Annotated in this window: 15 protein-coding genes; 4 read left to right on the top strand and 11 right to left on the bottom strand. The window is 68.5% G+C overall.

The features are described from left to right. Window positions 1–2: 2 nt before the first annotated feature. A complete protein-coding gene (gene pdhA / locus ACWEOO_RS24100) occupies window positions 3–1,166 on the bottom strand; it encodes a pyruvate dehydrogenase (acetyl-transferring) E1 component subunit alpha (RefSeq protein ID WP_452144909.1) in 1,164 nt (387 codons plus the stop codon). Window positions 1,167–1,621: 455 nt separating this feature from the next. On the opposite strand from pdhA, the gene ACWEOO_RS24095 reads away from it, so the two are divergent. Next, window positions 1,622–2,560, top strand: coding sequence for an EamA family transporter (locus tag ACWEOO_RS24095; RefSeq protein ID WP_452144908.1), 939 nt, complete (start codon window positions 1,622–1,624; stop codon window positions 2,558–2,560). Window positions 2,561–3,038: 478 nt separating this feature from the next. Further along, window positions 3,039–3,632 (top strand): hypothetical protein, encoded by a 594-nt coding sequence (locus tag ACWEOO_RS24090; RefSeq protein WP_359935811.1) that lies wholly within the window; start codon window positions 3,039–3,041, stop codon window positions 3,630–3,632. Between the two features lie 127 nt (window positions 3,633–3,759). Here the strand turns inward: ACWEOO_RS24090 and ACWEOO_RS24085 are convergent, their stop codons facing one another. Together ACWEOO_RS24085 and hisC are read right to left on the bottom strand one after the other, a co-directional pair. Further along, window positions 3,760–4,470, bottom strand: coding sequence for an SDR family NAD(P)-dependent oxidoreductase (locus ACWEOO_RS24085; protein ID WP_452144907.1), 711 nt, complete (start codon window positions 4,468–4,470; stop codon window positions 3,760–3,762). Window positions 4,471–4,473: 3 nt separating this feature from the next. Continuing rightward, entirely contained in the window at window positions 4,474–5,553 is a 1,080-nt protein-coding gene (gene hisC / locus ACWEOO_RS24080) for a histidinol-phosphate transaminase (RefSeq protein ID WP_359935815.1), read from the bottom strand. A 156-nt stretch (window positions 5,554–5,709) separates the two neighbouring features. On the opposite strand from hisC, the gene ACWEOO_RS24075 reads away from it, so the two are divergent. Then, window positions 5,710–6,582 carry a dimethylarginine dimethylaminohydrolase family protein gene (locus tag ACWEOO_RS24075; RefSeq protein ID WP_452144906.1) on the top strand — a complete coding sequence of 291 codons (873 nt, stop codon included), beginning with the start codon at window positions 5,710–5,712 and terminating at the stop codon, window positions 6,580–6,582. An 11-nt stretch (window positions 6,583–6,593) separates the two neighbouring features. On the opposite strand, the gene ACWEOO_RS24070 is transcribed toward ACWEOO_RS24075, so the two are convergent. Both ACWEOO_RS24070 and ACWEOO_RS24065 read right to left on the bottom strand, forming a co-directional pair. Next, window positions 6,594–7,211, bottom strand: coding sequence for a PEGA domain-containing protein (locus tag ACWEOO_RS24070; protein WP_452144905.1), 618 nt, complete (start codon window positions 7,209–7,211; stop codon window positions 6,594–6,596). 13 nt (window positions 7,212–7,224) lie between these two features. Next, complete coding sequence (locus ACWEOO_RS24065; RefSeq protein WP_452144904.1) at window positions 7,225–8,865, bottom strand: phage tail tip lysozyme; 1,641 nt, start codon at window positions 8,863–8,865, stop codon at window positions 7,225–7,227. 173 nt (window positions 8,866–9,038) lie between these two features. Here ACWEOO_RS24065 and ACWEOO_RS24060 point away from each other — a divergent pair, with 173 nt between their 5' ends. Further along, a complete protein-coding gene (locus ACWEOO_RS24060) occupies window positions 9,039–9,707 on the top strand; it encodes a GntR family transcriptional regulator (RefSeq protein WP_363706211.1) in 669 nt (222 codons plus the stop codon). A 3-nt stretch (window positions 9,708–9,710) separates the two neighbouring features. Here ACWEOO_RS24060 and ACWEOO_RS24055 read toward each other — a convergent pair whose 3' ends face one another. Genes ACWEOO_RS24055 through ACWEOO_RS24030 form a run of 6 tightly spaced genes read right to left on the bottom strand, consistent with a single transcriptional unit; the run spans window position 9,711 to window position 16,705 of the window. Beyond that, window positions 9,711–11,741, bottom strand: coding sequence for a hypothetical protein (locus tag ACWEOO_RS24055; RefSeq protein WP_452144903.1), 2,031 nt, complete (start codon window positions 11,739–11,741; stop codon window positions 9,711–9,713). Continuing rightward, complete coding sequence (locus tag ACWEOO_RS24050) at window positions 11,738–12,952, bottom strand: enolase C-terminal domain-like protein (RefSeq protein ID WP_359935827.1); 1,215 nt, start codon at window positions 12,950–12,952, stop codon at window positions 11,738–11,740. Before ACWEOO_RS24050 ends, ACWEOO_RS24055 begins: the two co-directional genes overlap by 4 nt. Next, window positions 12,949–13,695: an SDR family NAD(P)-dependent oxidoreductase gene (locus ACWEOO_RS24045; RefSeq protein WP_359935829.1), complete on the bottom strand. Its 747-nt coding sequence runs from the start codon at window positions 13,693–13,695 to the stop codon at window positions 12,949–12,951. Before ACWEOO_RS24045 ends, ACWEOO_RS24050 begins: the two co-directional genes overlap by 4 nt. 16 nt (window positions 13,696–13,711) lie before the next feature. Continuing rightward, a complete protein-coding gene (locus ACWEOO_RS24040) occupies window positions 13,712–14,521 on the bottom strand; it encodes a carbohydrate ABC transporter permease (protein ID WP_363706219.1) in 810 nt (269 codons plus the stop codon). Further along, entirely contained in the window at window positions 14,508–15,434 is a 927-nt protein-coding gene (locus tag ACWEOO_RS24035) for a carbohydrate ABC transporter permease (protein WP_452144902.1), read from the bottom strand. Before ACWEOO_RS24035 ends, ACWEOO_RS24040 begins: the two co-directional genes overlap by 14 nt. Further along, window positions 15,431–16,705, bottom strand: a complete 1,275-nt coding sequence (locus ACWEOO_RS24030; RefSeq protein ID WP_359935835.1) for an ABC transporter substrate-binding protein — start codon at window positions 16,703–16,705, stop codon at window positions 15,431–15,433. The genes ACWEOO_RS24035 and ACWEOO_RS24030 overlap by 4 nt, the downstream gene beginning before the upstream one ends. Window positions 16,706–16,712 lie beyond the last annotated feature (7 nt).

The following is a 16,712-nucleotide window of genomic DNA, read 5'->3' as shown; positions in this document are numbered from 1 at the left end:
GCTCAGCCCTCGCCTTCGAACGAAGCGGCGTACGCGGCGAACTGCTCCCGCTGCTCGGCCAGTTGCGGCGTCTCGTCGACGTAGACGTTCTGGAAGAAGTCGGTGAGCACCGGGTCGGGCAGCGCGAGGCAGCCGGCCCGCAGTTCGGCGGCGACCTTGTCCGCCTCGGCGTCGACGTCGTCGAAGAAGTCGTTGCCGATCCCGGCGTGCCGGGTCAGGTACGCGTGCACGCGCTCGATCGGGTCCTTGAGCTTCCAGTGCTCGAGGTCCTCGTTCAGCCGGTACTTCGTCGGGTCGTCGGAGGTGGTGTGCGCCCCCATCCGGTACGTGTACGCCTCGATCAGCGACGGCCCGCTGCCCTCGCGGGCGCGCTTCAGGGCCTGCTGCGTGACGGCGTACGTCGCGAGCACGTCATTGCCGTCGACCCGGACGCCGGGGAAGCCGAAGCCGGCGGCGCGCTGGTACAGCGGGATCCGGGTCTGCCGGTCGATCGGCTCCGAGATCGCCCACTGGTTGTTCTGGCAGAAGAACACCACCGGCGCGTTGAACACCGAGGACCAGATGAAGGCCTCGTTCACGTCGCCCTGGCTGCTGGCGCCGTCGCCGAAGTACGCGATCGTGGCCTCGCCGGAGTCCGGGTCGCCGACCGCGTGGTCGCGCTGCTGGCCCATCGCGTACCCGGTCGCGTGCAGGGTCTGCGCGCCGATCACGATCGTGTACAGGTGGAAGTTGTTGTCCTTGGGGTCCCACGCGCCCTGGTCGACGCCGCGGAACAGGCCGAGCAGGTTCAGCGGATTGACGCCCTGACAGAACGCGACGCCGTGCTCGCGGTACGTCGGGAAGACCATGTCCTTCTTGTTCAGCGCCCGGCCGGAGCCGATCTGGGCGGCCTCCTGGCCGAGCAGCGACGCCCACAGCCCGAGCTCACCCTGGCGTTGCAGGGCGGTCGCCTCGGCGTCGATCCGGCGGACCAGGACCATGTCCCGGTAGAAGCCCTCGATCGCCTCGTCGTCCAGGTCGAACGAGTAGTCCGGGTGCTCGACGCGCTCACCTTCGGGCGTCAGGAGCTGGACGAACTCGACCTCTTCGGAGGCCTGGGGCGGACTGACCGGCGCCTCGTGGGGCGCGAACACTTCCGGGGCAGGGCCCGGCACAGACTCACTCACATGCACTCCTCGGGTTCGAGCGCGGGATCGCCGCGACCGCAACGTTGCACGGGGTCCCCCCGCTCTGCCGGGTGCGGCTTTCGCAGGCAGGTCCGCGTGGATCCAGGGTTGATGCACTGCTGGCAGTGGACCTCCTCACTGGTCTCACTCCCATCTTGCCGGACACCGTACCGACCAGGTGCCTGATCCGCTAACTGTCTGGACTCCGGCAGGTACGGCGGTACCGAAATCGGTCTCGCGGTGAGACACCAGTCCATCCACTGGTCCGGTCGGCCCGCTCATATGACAGCGATCGGGCATCTCGACGAGAAGTGTCACAACTTGGTTGCGGGCCTCCGCGGCGTGGCGGGATCCCGCTGGCCACTGGCCGGATATCACCTTGCGGGCGTCGCACCCCGGTCGTAGCGTAAGCATCGTTATTGTAGAACGCCCCTGACATTTCGAGGAGTCGCACGATGGCCACATCCGCTCCGGCCAGAGTGGCCGAGACCGGTTCCCGGACGGCCTCGGGCGCGATGATCTGGACCGCGCTCGCGGTCGTCTACGTCGTCTGGGGCTCGACGTACCTGGCGATCCGCGTGGTGGTCGAGGCCGAGATTCCGCCGATGCTCGGGATGGCCGCCCGGTTCCTGACCGCGGCAGTGCTGCTGGCGACAGGGCTGGCCCTGAAGTCCGGCTGGCAGCGGCTGCGGATCACCCGCCGGGAGGCCGTCGGCGCGGCCACGGTCGGTATCCTCCTGCTTGCCCTGGGCAACGGTGCCGTCGCAGTCGCGGAACAGACGGTGCCGTCCGGGCTCGCGGCGTTGCTGGTCGCAGCGATCCCGCTGTGGTTGATGCTGCTGCGGGTCGGCAGCGGTGAGCGCCCGCGGGCGATGACGTGGGTCGGCGTACTGATCGGGTTCGGCGGGGCGGCCCTGCTCGCGTTGTCAGGTGGCAACACGAGCGCGAAGCCGCTCTCGGTGGCGATCCTGGTCGGCGGCACGATCTGCTGGGCGATCGGCTCGCGGTACGCGCCGCGGCTCGGGCTGCCGCGGGACCCGCTGGTGACAGCGCTCTACGAGATGGTCTTCGGCGGTACGGCGATGGTGCTGCTCGCCGCACTGCGCGGCGAGCCGGGGCGGCTGCACCTCGACCGGATCCACGGGAGCGGGTGGATCGCGCTCGCGTACCTGGTGGTGTTCGGGTCGCTGCTCGCGTACACGGCGTACTCGTATCTGCTGGCGAACGCGCCGATCTCGCTGGTCGGCACCTATGCGTACGTGAACCCGGCGGTCGCGGTGTTCCTCGGCTGGCTCATCCTGAGCGAGAGCCTGACCTGGCAGATCCTGCTCGGCGGCGCGGTGATCATCGTCGGCGTCGCACTCGTCGTCACCGCGGAGCGCCGGCGCCGGTAACCCGGCAAAGGAAAGACCCGGGCCCAAGGGACCCGGGTCTCCCACCGCTGCCGATGCGCGCGGCAGCGGGTCTGGCCGCCGGTCGCGCCCTGCCCCGAAAAAACACGGCGCGATACTCCGGCAATGCTTCCAACATATTCCGACGAATCGTGCTATTGCCAATTCGGCAGCCACCGAGCCCACCGAAACAATCTCTCCGATTCACCGGGCGTCCGTCACCCGCGCTGACTCAACGACGCACCCGGATCGCGGTTACGGGTCTTTTCATCTCAACTTCCACTCACTCTCCCGACCGCTTCATTACCAGCAAGTTGCCTGGTCAGCGGCGGGTTTCGTTGTTCCGTCAGGGAAGTCATCACCGCGCGGCTATGCACTCCGGCGCCGCCGGAATAGTTGACAAAAAAGTTTGTAACCAGGGGTGCCAGGTGTCGTTACCACTAAGACGAATCCGTCAAAACCCGAAAGGAAACCTGGCATAATGCAGGTAACTCGTAAGATCGTCGCCGCCGCGGCAGTGGCGACCGTTGCCACCCTCGGCCTGGCCACCGTCGTGAGCGCCAACGTTCTCGACGACGCGCAGCAGAAGGCTCAGGTCACGGGCCTGGCCGACGCGGTCTCCTCGGCCAGCAAGGGCTACGACGAGGGCCACGCTCGCTGGTGGGGCATGCACAAGGACGGCTCGCTGGTCGCCATCGACCGCAACGACCTCGGTGCGTTCCAGGCCTGCCACAACTTCGGCTCCGCCACCGGCATCGGCGGCAACGTGCCGGCCGAGGACATCACCGGCATCATCGGCTGGGGCAACGACGGCAACAGCGTGACCGCCGTCAAGACCTGCGAGCAGGACAACGAGCAGAACCGCAAGTGGTACAAGGCTGACGGCAACGGCGTCGTGTCCGTGTCCGACAACAAGGTCGGTCCGTGGCAGGTCTGCCACAACGAGATCTCGGGCTCGGGCATCGGTGGCAACGTGCCGCTGACGAACCCGGTCGGCATCCTGGGTCTGGACAACGACGGCAACTCCGTCGACTCGCTGAAGACCTGCGAGCAGAGCAACGAGCAGAACAACTGACCCTCCCTGGTCAGTGATGCAGGACCCGAAAGAGCCACCTCGGTGGGGTGACTGATTCGGAGCAACACCGCGGCGCCGGGAGCAAGCCTCACTCCTCCCGGCGCCGCTTCTTCGTGTCCGGCCGGGCTCAGAGTGTGCGGAGGTCGACGCAGGAGCCGTTGGGGAGATCCCGGGTGAGCAGGGACCAGATGCCGGTGGCCGCCGCCTCGGGCGTGGTCAGGGCGCCGGTGCGTTCGAGCTCGAGGAAGCGGCTCACGGCCGGGAAGACGGTCTCGTCGGTCGCGCGGATCTCGGACTGCATGGCGGTGTCGACAACGCCTGGCGCCACGGCGATGACACGGCCGCCGTCGGCGGGTTGTTCCTGGCCGACGGTCCGGACCCAGTGCTCCACTGCTGCTTTGCCTGCGTTGTACGACGACCAACCGGCGTACGCCGTTGTCGCGGCGCCGGAGGAGAGCATGACCAGGTGCCGCTCGCAGGTGAGGTGCGCCGACGCGCGGAGGAACGCGGCGCCGAGGACCTGCGGCGCGGCCGAGTTCAGCAGGACGGCCCGGTTGTAGGCGTCCGGATCCGCCTCGGCCGCCGGGCCGATGGGCGTGATCGTGCCGGCGTTGTGGATGAAGACCACGCGCTCACCGTCGTACGCCGCCAACTCGTCGGCGAACTGCGCCGCGACCCGCGACCAGTCCGCGGGATCCGCGAGGTCGGCCTTGAAGTGTTCGGCCGCGCCCCCGCCACGGGAGATGTCGATGATCCGGGCGTCCGGGAAAGGCACCGCAGCAACCAGCGCGGCACCGATCCCGGCAGAGGCCCCGGAAATCCAGACGAGACTACTCAACGGTCACTGGCGCCAGGCGCGGGCGACCTGCAGGAACAGATCGTTGGCCTCGCGTTCGCCGATAGTGACGCGGACGCCTTCGCCGGGGAACGGGCGGACCGAGACCCCTTCGGCCTGGACCGCCTCGGCGAACCTGACCGTGTCCTCGCCCAGGTCGAGCCAGACGAAGTTCGTCTCCGACTCCGGCACGTCCCAGCCGGCGGCCCGGAGCGCGGCCATGACCCGCTGCCGCTCCTCGACCAGGGCGTCGACGCGCTCCAGCAACTCGTCCTCGACACCGAGGGACGCGATCGCGGCCGCCTGGGCCACGTAGCTGACGCCGAACGGCAGCGCGCACTTCCGGATCGCGGCGACGACGTCCGGGTGACCGATCGCGTATCCGACCCGGAACCCGGCCAGCCCGTAGGCCTTCGAGAACGTCCGCAGGACGAGCACGTTCGGCCGGTCGCGGTACAGCTCGACACCGTCTACGACGTCGGTCTCCCGGACGAATTCGCGGTACGCCTCGTCGATCACGACCAGCACGTTCGACGGTACGGCGTCGAGGAACGCGACCAGCTCGTCGCGGCGTACCACCGGGCCGGTCGGGTTGTTCGGCGTACAGACCAGCACGACCTTGGTACGGTCGGTGATCGCCGCCTCCATCGCCTTGAAGTCGTGGCGGGCCTCGGCGGTCAGCGGGACCTTGACCGACGTCGCGCCGGTCAGCTGCACCGCGATCGGGTACGCCTCGAACGAGCGCCAGGCGTAGATCACCTCGTCACCGTCGGCGACCGTCGCCTGCAGCAGGTGGTACAGCAGCGCGACCGAACCGGTCCCGACCGCGAGATCGCTCACCGGCACGCCGAACCGGGCGGACAGCGCCTCGAGCAGCTCGACCGCGCCCATGTCCGGGTACCGGTTCATGTGCGCAGCGGCCTCGGTCGCGGCGGCGAGCACCCCGGGCAGCGGCGGGTACGGGTTCTCGTTGCTGGACAGCTTGTACGTCGGGCGGCCGTCGGAGCGCTCCGGCGGACGGCCCGGCTTGTAAGCCGCGACATCGTCCAGACAGGCGCGAAAGCGAACCTCGTTGTCAGGGGTCATGCTCGCAGGTTAGTCCTTACCGATTCCCAGAACCACCCTGTCCCGAGTGACCTGCCGCGAGGGTTTGACTCCGGGTACACCGAGCCTCAAACTGACTGATTGTCGGACAATCAGGGGATCTGGCGATCAGGTCTCAACGGTCATGGGAGGGTGTTCATGGGACAGCCGCTGGAGTGGGGTCGTCGGTATCTGATGGTTCGGCCGGACCACTTCCGGATCGACTACGTGATCAACCCGTACATGTCCACCCACGACCAGCCGGACCCGGCGCTGGCGCTCAAGCAGTGGGAGTCGCTGCGCCAGGCGATCGTGGACGCCGGCGGCACGGTCGAGGTGCTCGACCAGCGCGAGGACTCGCCGGACATGGTGTACGCGATGAACCTCGGGCTGGCCACCGCGGACGGGCGCGCGATGCTCTCGCACATGCGGTTCGAGCCGCGCCGGAAGGAGTCGCTGAGCGCGGCCGACTGGTTCACCAGGAACGGCTTCCGGCTCGAGCGGACCGGCGGTGAGGGCGTCGGGGCGCACTTCGAGTCCGGCGACGCGTTCGTGTTCGGCGACAGCCTGGTCGTCGGGTGCGGGCCGCGGACCGAGGTCGAGGCGCTCAAGCAGCTCGCGACCGAGTGGAACATCCGGGTGCGCGGGCTGCGGATCGCGCATGAGGGGATGTACCACCTCGACCTGCCGTTCTGCCCGGTCGACAGCACCCACGCGATGGTCTACCCGCCGGCGTTCGACGCCGCGAGTCAGGCCGAGCTGTCCGGGATCGTCCCGGACCCGATCGTGCTCACCGACGAGGAGGCGTTCGCGTTCAGCGGGAACTCGATCGTGGTCGGCGAGACGATCATCATGCCGGCCTGCTCACCGCGGCTGCACGAGATCTTCACCGGGCTCGGGTTGCGCGTCGTCGTCCTGGACCTGTCCGAGTTCCACAAGGGCGGCGGCTCGGCCCGCTGCCTCACCAACCCGCTCGACTTCCCGCTGACCCCCATCACCAGCCCAGGCGGCGAACTCATCCTCCCCGCCTGAGTCGGGCTGGGTTACTTGTCGGCCTTCCAGACGATGTCGAGGGTGTTGGGGTCCCAGCCGTAGCCCTTGATCCATTGGAGGGCCTTGGTTTTGGCCTCGGGGGTCCAGGTCTCGATGACGATCGAGATCGCCTCGGGGTTGTTGGGGTCGGACTTGGAGCGGGTGTACGTCGCCTGGAAGCCGGGGCCGATGTACGGGAGCTGCGCGAGGATCGGGTACTTGGCCTTCAGCCGGCTCTGGATCTCGTCGTAGCGCCTGCTGGCCTGCTCCTCCAGCTCTGCTTCCTGCTCGGGGTTGTTCTTGGTCCACTCCCGGCCCTCGGCGCTGTTGGCGTACAGATACATCTTGTAGCTCAGCGGGTCGCTGCCGGAGGTGAACGTCTTGGTGTAGCTCTGGAAGCCGCGCCGCGAGCCCACCAGGGTGTGCGTGCCTTCCTTGATCTTGACCTCGCCGTTCGCCGGGATCTCGTGGCCGTCCAAGGTGAGGGTCAGATCGTTCGGGATCGACGCCACGGACAGCGTCGTCTCCGAGCCGCCGCTGCCGCGGAACAATATGATGCCGCCGATCAGGATCAGCACGACCGTCAGTGCGGCGACACCGACCATCAGTCCGCGATTCGACTCCCGCATGATGCGCTACTCCCTACTTCTTCAACCGCGCGACGGCGTACCTCGTGCCGACCTCGTACGCGTTGGTCGCCTCCGGCACGTGCCCCGGGCCGGGGGCGTCGCCGTCCAGCGAAGCGCTCGCCGAGTTGTGGCCGTCGGCCCACGGTCCGACGAACAGGTACGTGTGACCGGGGCCGATCAGGATGTCGCCTGGCTGCAGCTTCGACTCGTCCCAGTCGTCATGCACCTCGTACTTCGAGGAACTCCGCAGGTACTGCTCCTGCACCCCGGTGGATACGTCGGGGTAGTCGGGGTCGGCGCCGCTCATGTGCATCACGGTAGCCACGAATCGGCCGCAGTCGGTCCAGGCGATGTCGTCGCTCTCCGAGGCGTTGTTGTACTTGTGAAAATTCTGCTGATAAGCGTCGGTCGCGGCGTCCTTGTATGGCTGCGTGTTGTGGTTCTCGGAAGGCCAGGCGAGGTTCTTCGCGACCTCGGCGATGTTGCCGCTGCCGGCGCCGCAACCGCCTCCGGTACTGGCCGCCGCGTCTCCGCCGCCGGCGGGTGCCGAGCCGGCGAACTGGTCGAACACGTGCCGAGCGTTCGCCTTGCGCTCGGCGTACCGCTCGTGGTTCGGGTTCTCACTGCCGGCGAACCGCTCGAACATGTGCCCGAACTGGTACGCGGCGTCCTCGACCGACGTCGCTCCCTTGATCGCCCGCCCGGCGGCCCCTTCCGCGAGCGGCGGGTCGCCGTTGAGCTGTTTGACCAGGAACTCCAGCTGGTAGCCCAGCGAGGCGATCTTCTCGTCCGGGACACCCGCGTCCCGGGACGGGTTGATCATCTTGCCGGCCGGTGTCCACTGCACGATGCCCCAGCCGAGCGAGGAGTTGACCACCGCGTTCGGCATGCTGACGGTGCCCGGGCTCGTGCCCTGCAGGCGGGCCGGCTCGACGCTCGACTCGCTGATCATGTTGCCGACGATGCCCGCGGCCTGCTCCTTGGAGTAGCCGTTCTGGACGAAGAAGTTGAATGCCTTCTGCAGGTTGTTGGCCCCGGACAGGTTGCCGTCGACGCAGCTGCAGCCGCCACCCTTCGAGGTGTCGATCTCGAACAGGTTCTCTTCCGGCTTCGGGACGATCGACCACTTGTTGTTGTTCTCCTGGTCGGCCCACATCTCCCAATGCAGGTGCACGCCGGCGAGCCCGACCGGAGCCCCCTGGCCGTCGGTCCCCTCGTTGCCGACGCCGGCCGTGCCGATCACGTCGCCGCGCTTGACCTGGGCGCCATTGGCGACGCTCACGGTCTTCAGGTACTTGTACCGCGTCTCGACGCTCTCGAGGGTGACGGTGTCCCCGTTCTTCGAGGCCATCCGGATCCGGACCTCGTGCGCCGACGCAGCGACGACGTTGCCGTCGTGCGACGCGTAGACCTTGGCGTCCTCGTCGACCTTGAAGTCGTAGCCCTGGTGGAAGAAGGACCACTCGCCGTCGATCTGGTGCCGATCGGTCGGCCAGCCCATCATGGGTTCGTCCTGGGCGTGCTGCGCGCACTGCGCCTCGGCCGAGTCCAGCCCGCCCAGAACGCTGAGCAGCATCAGCAGCACGATGACCAACGGCAGCAGCAGCACCAGCCCGATCGCACCAAGGAGCTGAGCCGGACTGATCTTTCCCACGCTCTGCTCCTCGCTGCTCCGAGTGGCTCCCCGCGCCGGTCCGCGGGAAGGGGCGGCCACTAGAGGGAAATGCTGCCCGAAAACCGGGTCATGAGGTCGGAAGTTATCCACAGGCAGCTGTCCGGGGCCGGGTCGGGCGCGACAACGAGCCGGGTCTGGACGAGAATCTCGGTATGTACGAACGGCTGCGGGTGGACCGCTCGACCACGGTGGACCGGGTGGTCGACGCGCTGCGGGGCGCCCTGTTCGCCGGTGACCTGCAGCCGGGGACGCCGCTGCGCGAGCAGCCGCTCGCCGAGGCGCTCGGGGTTGCCCGGAGCACCATTCGCGAGGCGATGACCATGCTGGTCACCGAGGGACTCGCCGTCCGGGAACCGAACAAGGGGGTCAGCGTCGCGATCCTGCACCCCGCGGCGGTGGCCGACATCTGCCGCGCCCGGTTCGTGCTCGAGTCCGCCGGGATCCGGGCCTGGTACGACGCCGACGAGGCGGCCCGGGAGCGGGTCCGGGAGGCGATGCGGGTGTTCGCCGCGACCGCCAAGGACGGCGCGGACCCGGAGGCGATGACCGAGACCCACCTGGCCATCCACCGCAGCCTGGTCGCGCTGACCGGCAGCGAGCGGCTGATCGCGACCGCCGACTCGATCACCGGTGAGGCCCGGCTCGCGCTGGCCCGGGTGGACGCGCTGCGGCAGGACGCGCGCCAGCAGGTCGCGTCCCACCGCAAGCTCATCCGGCTGCTCGAGCGCGGGGAGCTCGACGAGTGCGTCGAGGAGCTCCGCCATCACCTCGCCGGCGCCGAGGAGTCGCTCCTCGAGGCCATCGCGATGCCTCCGGGCTGACCCTCAGACCAGTCCGTCGGCCGTCACGTCGTACGTCGTCGAACCGACTCGGAGACCGGTCAGGCGGGCGTCCGGGTCGAGTGCCGCGACCTGCGGGCTGGCGGTCACGGTGCCGTCCAGGGCGACCTCGATGCCGAAGATGCCCTCCAGCACCAGGCTGACCCAGGCGCCGGACGACGAGCAGGACCAGTCGATCAGGTACGGGAACTGCGGCGGCGACTTCCGCGCCCCGCCGGCCATCGCCGGCTGGGCCTCCTCGACGAAGTGCGCCTGCCCGCACGGCCCCTGGTTCGCCGTCTTGGCGAGACCCGGCAGCCAGTCGAGCAGTACGTCGCCCCGCCCGAGCGCGAACAGGGCGCGCCCGGCGTCCGCCGGCCAGGCCGGGTACGCGCCGTTCCACTGGTGGTCCGGCCGGACGCTGAATGCGGCATCCGCGTCGTACGGCGACAGCGCGCGCATCCAGGTGGGCGTCTGCAGCTCCCGCTGGAAGAACGAGACCATCTCGGCGCACTGCGACTCGGACAGGTCGTCGGGGATCGTCGTACCGACGATGTTGAAGTCGTAGCAGTGCCGGACCGGGACGAGCGACCCGTCGGGCTGCCGCGCGTGCCAGAAGCCCTTGCCCTCGACGTACAGCTCGTTGACATGGCCGGCCTGCGCCGAGGCCTCCTTGCGGAGGAGCACGGCACGGTCCGCGTCACCGGAGCGATCCGCGATCTCGGCCGCCACCCGCATGCACCAGACGTTGGCCGCGTTGAAGCTCGCCACCTCGTGCACGTAGCTGCTGACACACTCCAGCAGGTTGTCGATGCCGCCGTAGTCGGCCAGTGCGTGCTCACCGCGCAGCCCGCGCCAGGCGGTCGCCCAGTCGTGCACATGGTCGCCGACCGCCTTCGGCCCGACGGTCGCGTCGAGGAACGCGTCGTCCCCCGTGAAGCGCACGTAGTCGCGCACCAGCCTGGTCATGGCGAAGTCGTTGACCGAGTACCAGTAGCCGACCGGTCCCCCGGTCAGCCACTCGGTGCCGAAGTGCTTGTGGGTGTCCAGGTCGATCCAGTGCTCGATGTGCTTCCGCATCGGCTCCGGGTCGAGCAACGCATGCGTGAGCGAGGACAGGCTGTAGTCCCAGATGAACGTCGTGGTCTGCCAGTACCGCGGCATCAAGGTGTCGTACGTCCGGCCGAGCACGCTGGCCGGGTTGTCCCGCCGGAACCAGATGACTCCGAGCACACCCCACCAGTACAGCTTCCGCAGCGCCTCGTTCGACGTCTCCAGCACCGGCAGCGAGCCGCTGAACCCGTCGCTGGCCGGGTCGAAGGCGTCCGCGATCGCCACGTCCCACATGCTCTCCGCCACCGAGATCACGGCAGGTACGTCGGCCACGCACACGTCGAAGTGCTCCGTCGCCTCCTCCAGCGACCCCGCCAGCACGTGCACGTACGACAGCCGACCGCGCCCACGCTCGTCCAGCACGACAGTTGCCTCGAGCACGGACCTGTCCACGGTGCCGGGCACATCAAGACCTTGCACACTGACGGCTGAGGCGGACTCGCCGGTGCCGACAACCCGATTGTCGACAACCCGCAGGACGTTCGGCTCGGACGGCGGCTCCGGGCGCAGCCAGCCGGCGGACGAGCGAGTCGCGGTACTGGCCAGTGCAAGCCCCAGCCGCACGGACCGCCCTGGTTGCCCGGACACGTCCAACTGTACGACGACAGCTGGTCGGCCGGGGGCGCAGGCGGTCGTGGTGCGCAGGTCGAGGCCGTCGACCGAGGTGGAGCGCACGACGCAGTCCGGGCGCCACACCACCTCGACCGTGCCGCCGTACGAGCGGGCCAGCCGACCGTCGACGTACAGCTGGCCGGTGATGGTGTCGCCGTGCGAGTACGGCGGGAAGTTCACGCTCCGGATCGCCATCACGTCGTGGTCGACCTGTGCCGTGCCGAGAAAGTTCGTCAGCCCGGGCGGGTTGAACATGTCGTCGTAGGTGTGGGTGAGGACGTCGCTGGCCAGGTCGGCGCTGCGCGGGATCATGAGGGGTCTGCCCAATCGGTGTTCGGTAGCAGGGGGTACCAGTCCGGGCGGGCCGGATCGCGGTCGTACGGGTACGGGCCGAGCTCGCGGAACAGCTCGGCGTACTCGGCCAGCTTGTCGCGGTCCAGCTCCACGCCCAGGCCGGGCGCGTCCGGGACCGCGATCGCGCCGTCGGCGTACGGGAGCTTGCCGCCGGCAATGATGTCGTCGCGCAGGTGGTGGTAGTGCGCGTCCGCGGCGAACGACAGGTTCGGGACGACGGCGCCGAGGTGGAGCATCGTCGCGAGCTGGATGCCGAGCTCGCCGGAAGAGTGCACCGCGACCCCGAGCTGGAACGTCTCGCAGACGCCGGCCGCCTTGACACACGGCCGGATGCCGCCCCAGAACGTGGTGTCCAGCAGGATCACGTCGACCGCGGGGTCGCGGACGTTGGCGGCCAGCTGCTCGAAGTTCACCACGACGGTGTTGGTGGCGAGCGGGATCGGTGTGTTCTCGCGGACCCGGCGCATCCCGTTCAGGCCCCAGGTCGGGTCCTCGAGGTAGTCGTTGTCGAGGTCCTCGATGCCGCGGGCGAACCGGATCGCCTCCTCGACGCCGAACGCGCCGTTCGGGTCGAACCGCACCCGGTGCCCCGGGAAGGCCTCGGCCAGCGCCCGGAAGCACTCGCGCTCGTAGTCCGGCGGGAACACGCCGCCCTTCAGCTTGTGCACGCTGAACCCGTGCGCGTCGACCAGCGAGCGGGCATGGGCGACGAGTTGGTCCGGCGTACGGATCTCGCCGGTGCCGTCGTCCGCGGCGTGCCGGAAGAACAGGTAGCTCGCGAACGGCACGCGCTCGCGGACCTTGCCGCCGAGCAGGGCGTGCACCGGGACGCCGAGCTCGCGACCCTGCAGGTCCAGGCAGGCGAACTCGATCGCGGCGAGCAACTGGGTCCGGTTGTTGTAGAGGCTCGCGGTCGGGTTGGCGAGCATCCAGCGCAACGCCTCGGTGCGGGCCGGGTCGTGGCCGACCAGGTACTCCTTCAGCCCGGTGACGGCGGCCTCGGCGCTCTGCCCGCCGCCGCCCATCTCGCCGAGACCGATCAGGCCGTTGTCGGCCTCGACCTCCACCACAGTTCGGACGAAGCGTCCCCAGTGCGCCCCGTTGCTGTGCCGTAGCGGCGCCTCGAGCGGCATCGTCACCGTGGTCGCGCGCACGTCGACGATTTTCACTTCGCGTCCTCCGGCAGTACGACGGCCAGCCCGGCGGTCAGCCCGCCGTCGACCTTCACGTCGGCTCCCGTCACGAACGACGCCGCGGGCGAGGACAGGAAGTAGATGACCTCGGCAACTTCTCCCGGTGTCGCGACCCGTCCGAGCGGATGCGAGCGTCCCCACTCCGCCACCACCTCGTCGGTACTGCGCCCGCCGCCGAACTGAGCGGCCGACGTCCGCAGCATCGGGGTGTCGACCGAGCCCGGGCAGACCGCGTTCACGCGGATCCCGTCCGGGGCGTGGTCGACCGCCATCGCCCGGACCAGGCTGAGCAGGGCGCCCTTTCCCATGCTGTACGCCGCGACGCTCGTCTGCGCCGCATAGGCCTGCACGGACGCGACCACCACAACACTCCCGCCCCGCGGCAGGTGCGGCACGAACGCCTGGCAGGCGAAGAACACGCCACCGACGTTGATCGCCATCACCTCGTCGTACACATCGCTGGGCGTGTCGACGACGGTTCCGTACCGCTGGACGCCCGCTGCACAGACCAGCACGTCCACCGCGCCGATCTCCTCCGCGACGGAGGCGAGCGCGGCCCGGTCCGAAACATCCACCTGCACGCCAGTTGCCTGGTCGCCGACAGAAGAGATGTCGCGGTCGAGCACGACGACCCGGTCACCGGCCTCCAGGAACCGTTCCACGGCACCTCGTCCGATGCCGGCGGCGCCGCCGGTCACGACGACTGTGCGGCTACTCATATATGTCCTCCGAGAATCAGAACTGACCGAGGGCGAGGCCCCGGGAGAAGAAGCGTTGGGCGGCGAGGAAGAGGATGACGGTAGGCAGCGAGACGAGCAGGCCGCCGGCCAGCACGGTGGGCAGCGCCGCGCCGCCGTACGTGCTCTGCAGGCCGGTCAACGCCGGCATGATCGGCCGCACCGACTCCGACTGGCTCAGGGTCAGGCCGAGCAGCAGGTCGTTCCAGACGAAGGTCGCCTGCAGGATGAAGATCGCGGCGAGCGCCGACCCGGCCATCGGCAGGTAGATGCTGCGGAAGATCCGGAACAGCCCGCCGCCGTCGACCACCGCGGCCTCGAACACGCTGCGCGCGATGCCGGTGAAGAAGTTCCGCATCACGAACGCCGAGAACGGCACGCTGATCGCGGTGTACACGATGATCATCCCGGTCCGGGTGTCGTACAGCCCGGAGTTCGCGTACCCGGAGAACAACGGCATCAGGATCATCTGCAGCGGGAAGATCGTCCCGCCGAAGATGAACACGAACCAACCGAAGCCGCGCTTCAGCCGCAGGACGACGATCGCGTAGCCGGCCGCGGCGCCGATCAGCACCGCGAGCACCGGCGCGACCACGCTGTACATCGTCGTCGCCACCAGCGTGTCACCGAGCGCCGCCTTGCTCCACGCGTCCCCGAAGTTCGCGAACAGCGAGAAGCCGGCCGGTTTCCACACGGTTTTCGCGTCGTACCCGTCGACGGACTTGGACGCGTTGACGATCAGCAGGTAGACCGGCGCCAGCCAGATCAGCCCCAGCAGGACCAGGAACCCTGTCTTAACCTTGCTCACGGGCGTCCCCCAACTGGTAGCGCAGGTAGAGGACCGAGGCCGCGAAGGTGACCAGGCTCAGGAACAGCGCGATCGCCGCGCCCTGGCCGTAGTCGTTCAGCACGAACGTCTCCTTGTACATCGACAGCGCCAAGGTCTCCGAGGACGTACCCGGGCCGCCCTGGGTCATGACCCACACCACGTCGAAGGTCTTCAGGCTGCCGACGATCGACAGTCCGATGACGACTGTGGTGATGGCTCTGAGCTGTGGCCACAAGTGATACCGGAAGAGCTTGAAGCCGTCGGCCCCGTCCAGGCGGGCAGCCTCCAGCGGCTCCGTCGGGATGGACTGGAGGCCCACCACGAACAGGAGGGCGTTGACGCCTGCGGCCTGCCAAGTCGTTGCCACGATCATCATCAGGGTGTTGCCGGGGCCGGACTGCAGCCAACCGGTGTGGGCACCCGGGAGCCCGAAGAAGCCAAGTGCCTGGCCCAGTGCGCCGTCCGGCTGCAGCACGAAGCCCCAGATGACGCCGACGGCCACACCGGAGATCGCGTACGGCAGCAGGAACGGCAGCCGCAGCCAGGTGCCCCACTTGTGGCCGTAGGTGAGTACAGCCACCAGCAGGCCGAGTACGACCGGCAGGGTGATCATGCCCGCGACCCACAGCAGCGTGTTGACCAGTGCCCCGATCAGATCGGGGTCACTGAACATCGCCTTGTAGTTGGCCAGCCCGGACCACACCGGCGAGGCCAGCCCGTCGTAGTCGGTGAAGCTGACGTACGTCGTCCAGAGGAACGGCAGGTAGAGCAGCAGCGCGACCACGCCCGCGGCCGGGAGCCCGAACAGCGGTGCCATCCGGGCTCCGGTCCGCGCGGCGCGGGTGGCGCTCAGCCGGCGGGTCTCCACCGGCCGCTCGGTGACAGCAGTCACTTCTGCTTGGCCCAGTACGCGTCCGCCTCGGCCTGGATCTTCTGCAGGCCCGGCATCGGGTCACCTGGCTTGGTCACGAACGCGCCGAACACCTCGAGCGCCTTGTTCGCCACCGGGACCGGTGTCGCCTCGAACCACCGGTTGATCAGGCGGTAGCCGTTGACGTCCTTGTTCAGCTGCGCCAGACCCGGGTCCTTGACCTCCGCCTTCGGGTTGAACGACAGGTCGCCGCGGGAGTTCGCCCAGGCGGTCTGCGCCTGCGGCGTGACCCACCAGTCGGTCCACTTCTTGACGGTCGACGCGTGGTCCGACGCCGCGGCCGAGCAGACCGGACCGGTCTCGAAGATCATCGAGGTCTTCGGCAGGTCGGGGTTCACGTTCGGGATCACGAAGAAGTCGTAGTCGGTCCCGGCCTTCATCTTCAGCGTGTTCAGGTTGCCGCTGAACCAGGTGCCGAAGTTGATCATCGCGACGTCGCCGTTCTTCAGCTGCGCCTGCGGCTCGGTCTTCGCGCCCGGGTCGCTGAAGTACCCGGCGTCGATCATCTTCTTCCACTCGTTCATCACCTCGACCACGCCCGGGTCGGTGTACTTCGCCTTGCCGGCGGCGAGCGCGTCGTACAGGTCCGGGTCCTTGCCGGCCAGCAGCGTCTCGAACCACACGAACGAGAACAGGATGTTGGTCTGGTAGAACGGCTTCACCCCGGCGGCCTTGACCTTGTCGGCCACCTGCGTCAGCTCGGCCCAGGTCTTCGGGGTCTGGGTGATCCCGGCCTTCTTGAAGACGGCCTTGTTGTAGTACATCACCCAGTAGCCGGCGTTCAGCGGGACGCAGTACTGCTTGTCGCCGAACGTGAAGTACTGCTTGAGCTGCTCGGGGATGTTGCCGTCGGCAATCGCCTTGGTCCACTGGTCGGTGGTCTCGGCGACGAGCTTCTGGTCCACCAGGTCCTGGAGCTCCTTGCCGGTGTGCCAGGTGAACAGGTCCGCCTTCTCCTTGGTCCGGAACGAGGACCGGATGAACGCGGTGTAGGTGTTCGAGTCGGAGTACCCGACCGGCTCCATCCCGACGCCGACGTCCTTCTTGCTCGCCGCGCCGACCTGGGTGAACGCGTCCTTCCACCCGCCCTTGTCGTTGTAGAACTTGAGCGAGTCGACCGGCTTGTCCTCGCCCTTCTTCGGGGCAGCCGCCCCGCCGCCTCCACAGGCGGACAGCGCGAGCGCGCCGGCGATCACCAGAGCCGCCAGCGCCTTGCGGTTGTTGCGTTGCATGTTGATG

It is taken from the genome of Kribbella sp. NPDC004138 (assembly GCF_053603655.1).
This window is presented reverse-complemented; position numbering and strand designations above follow the sequence as displayed.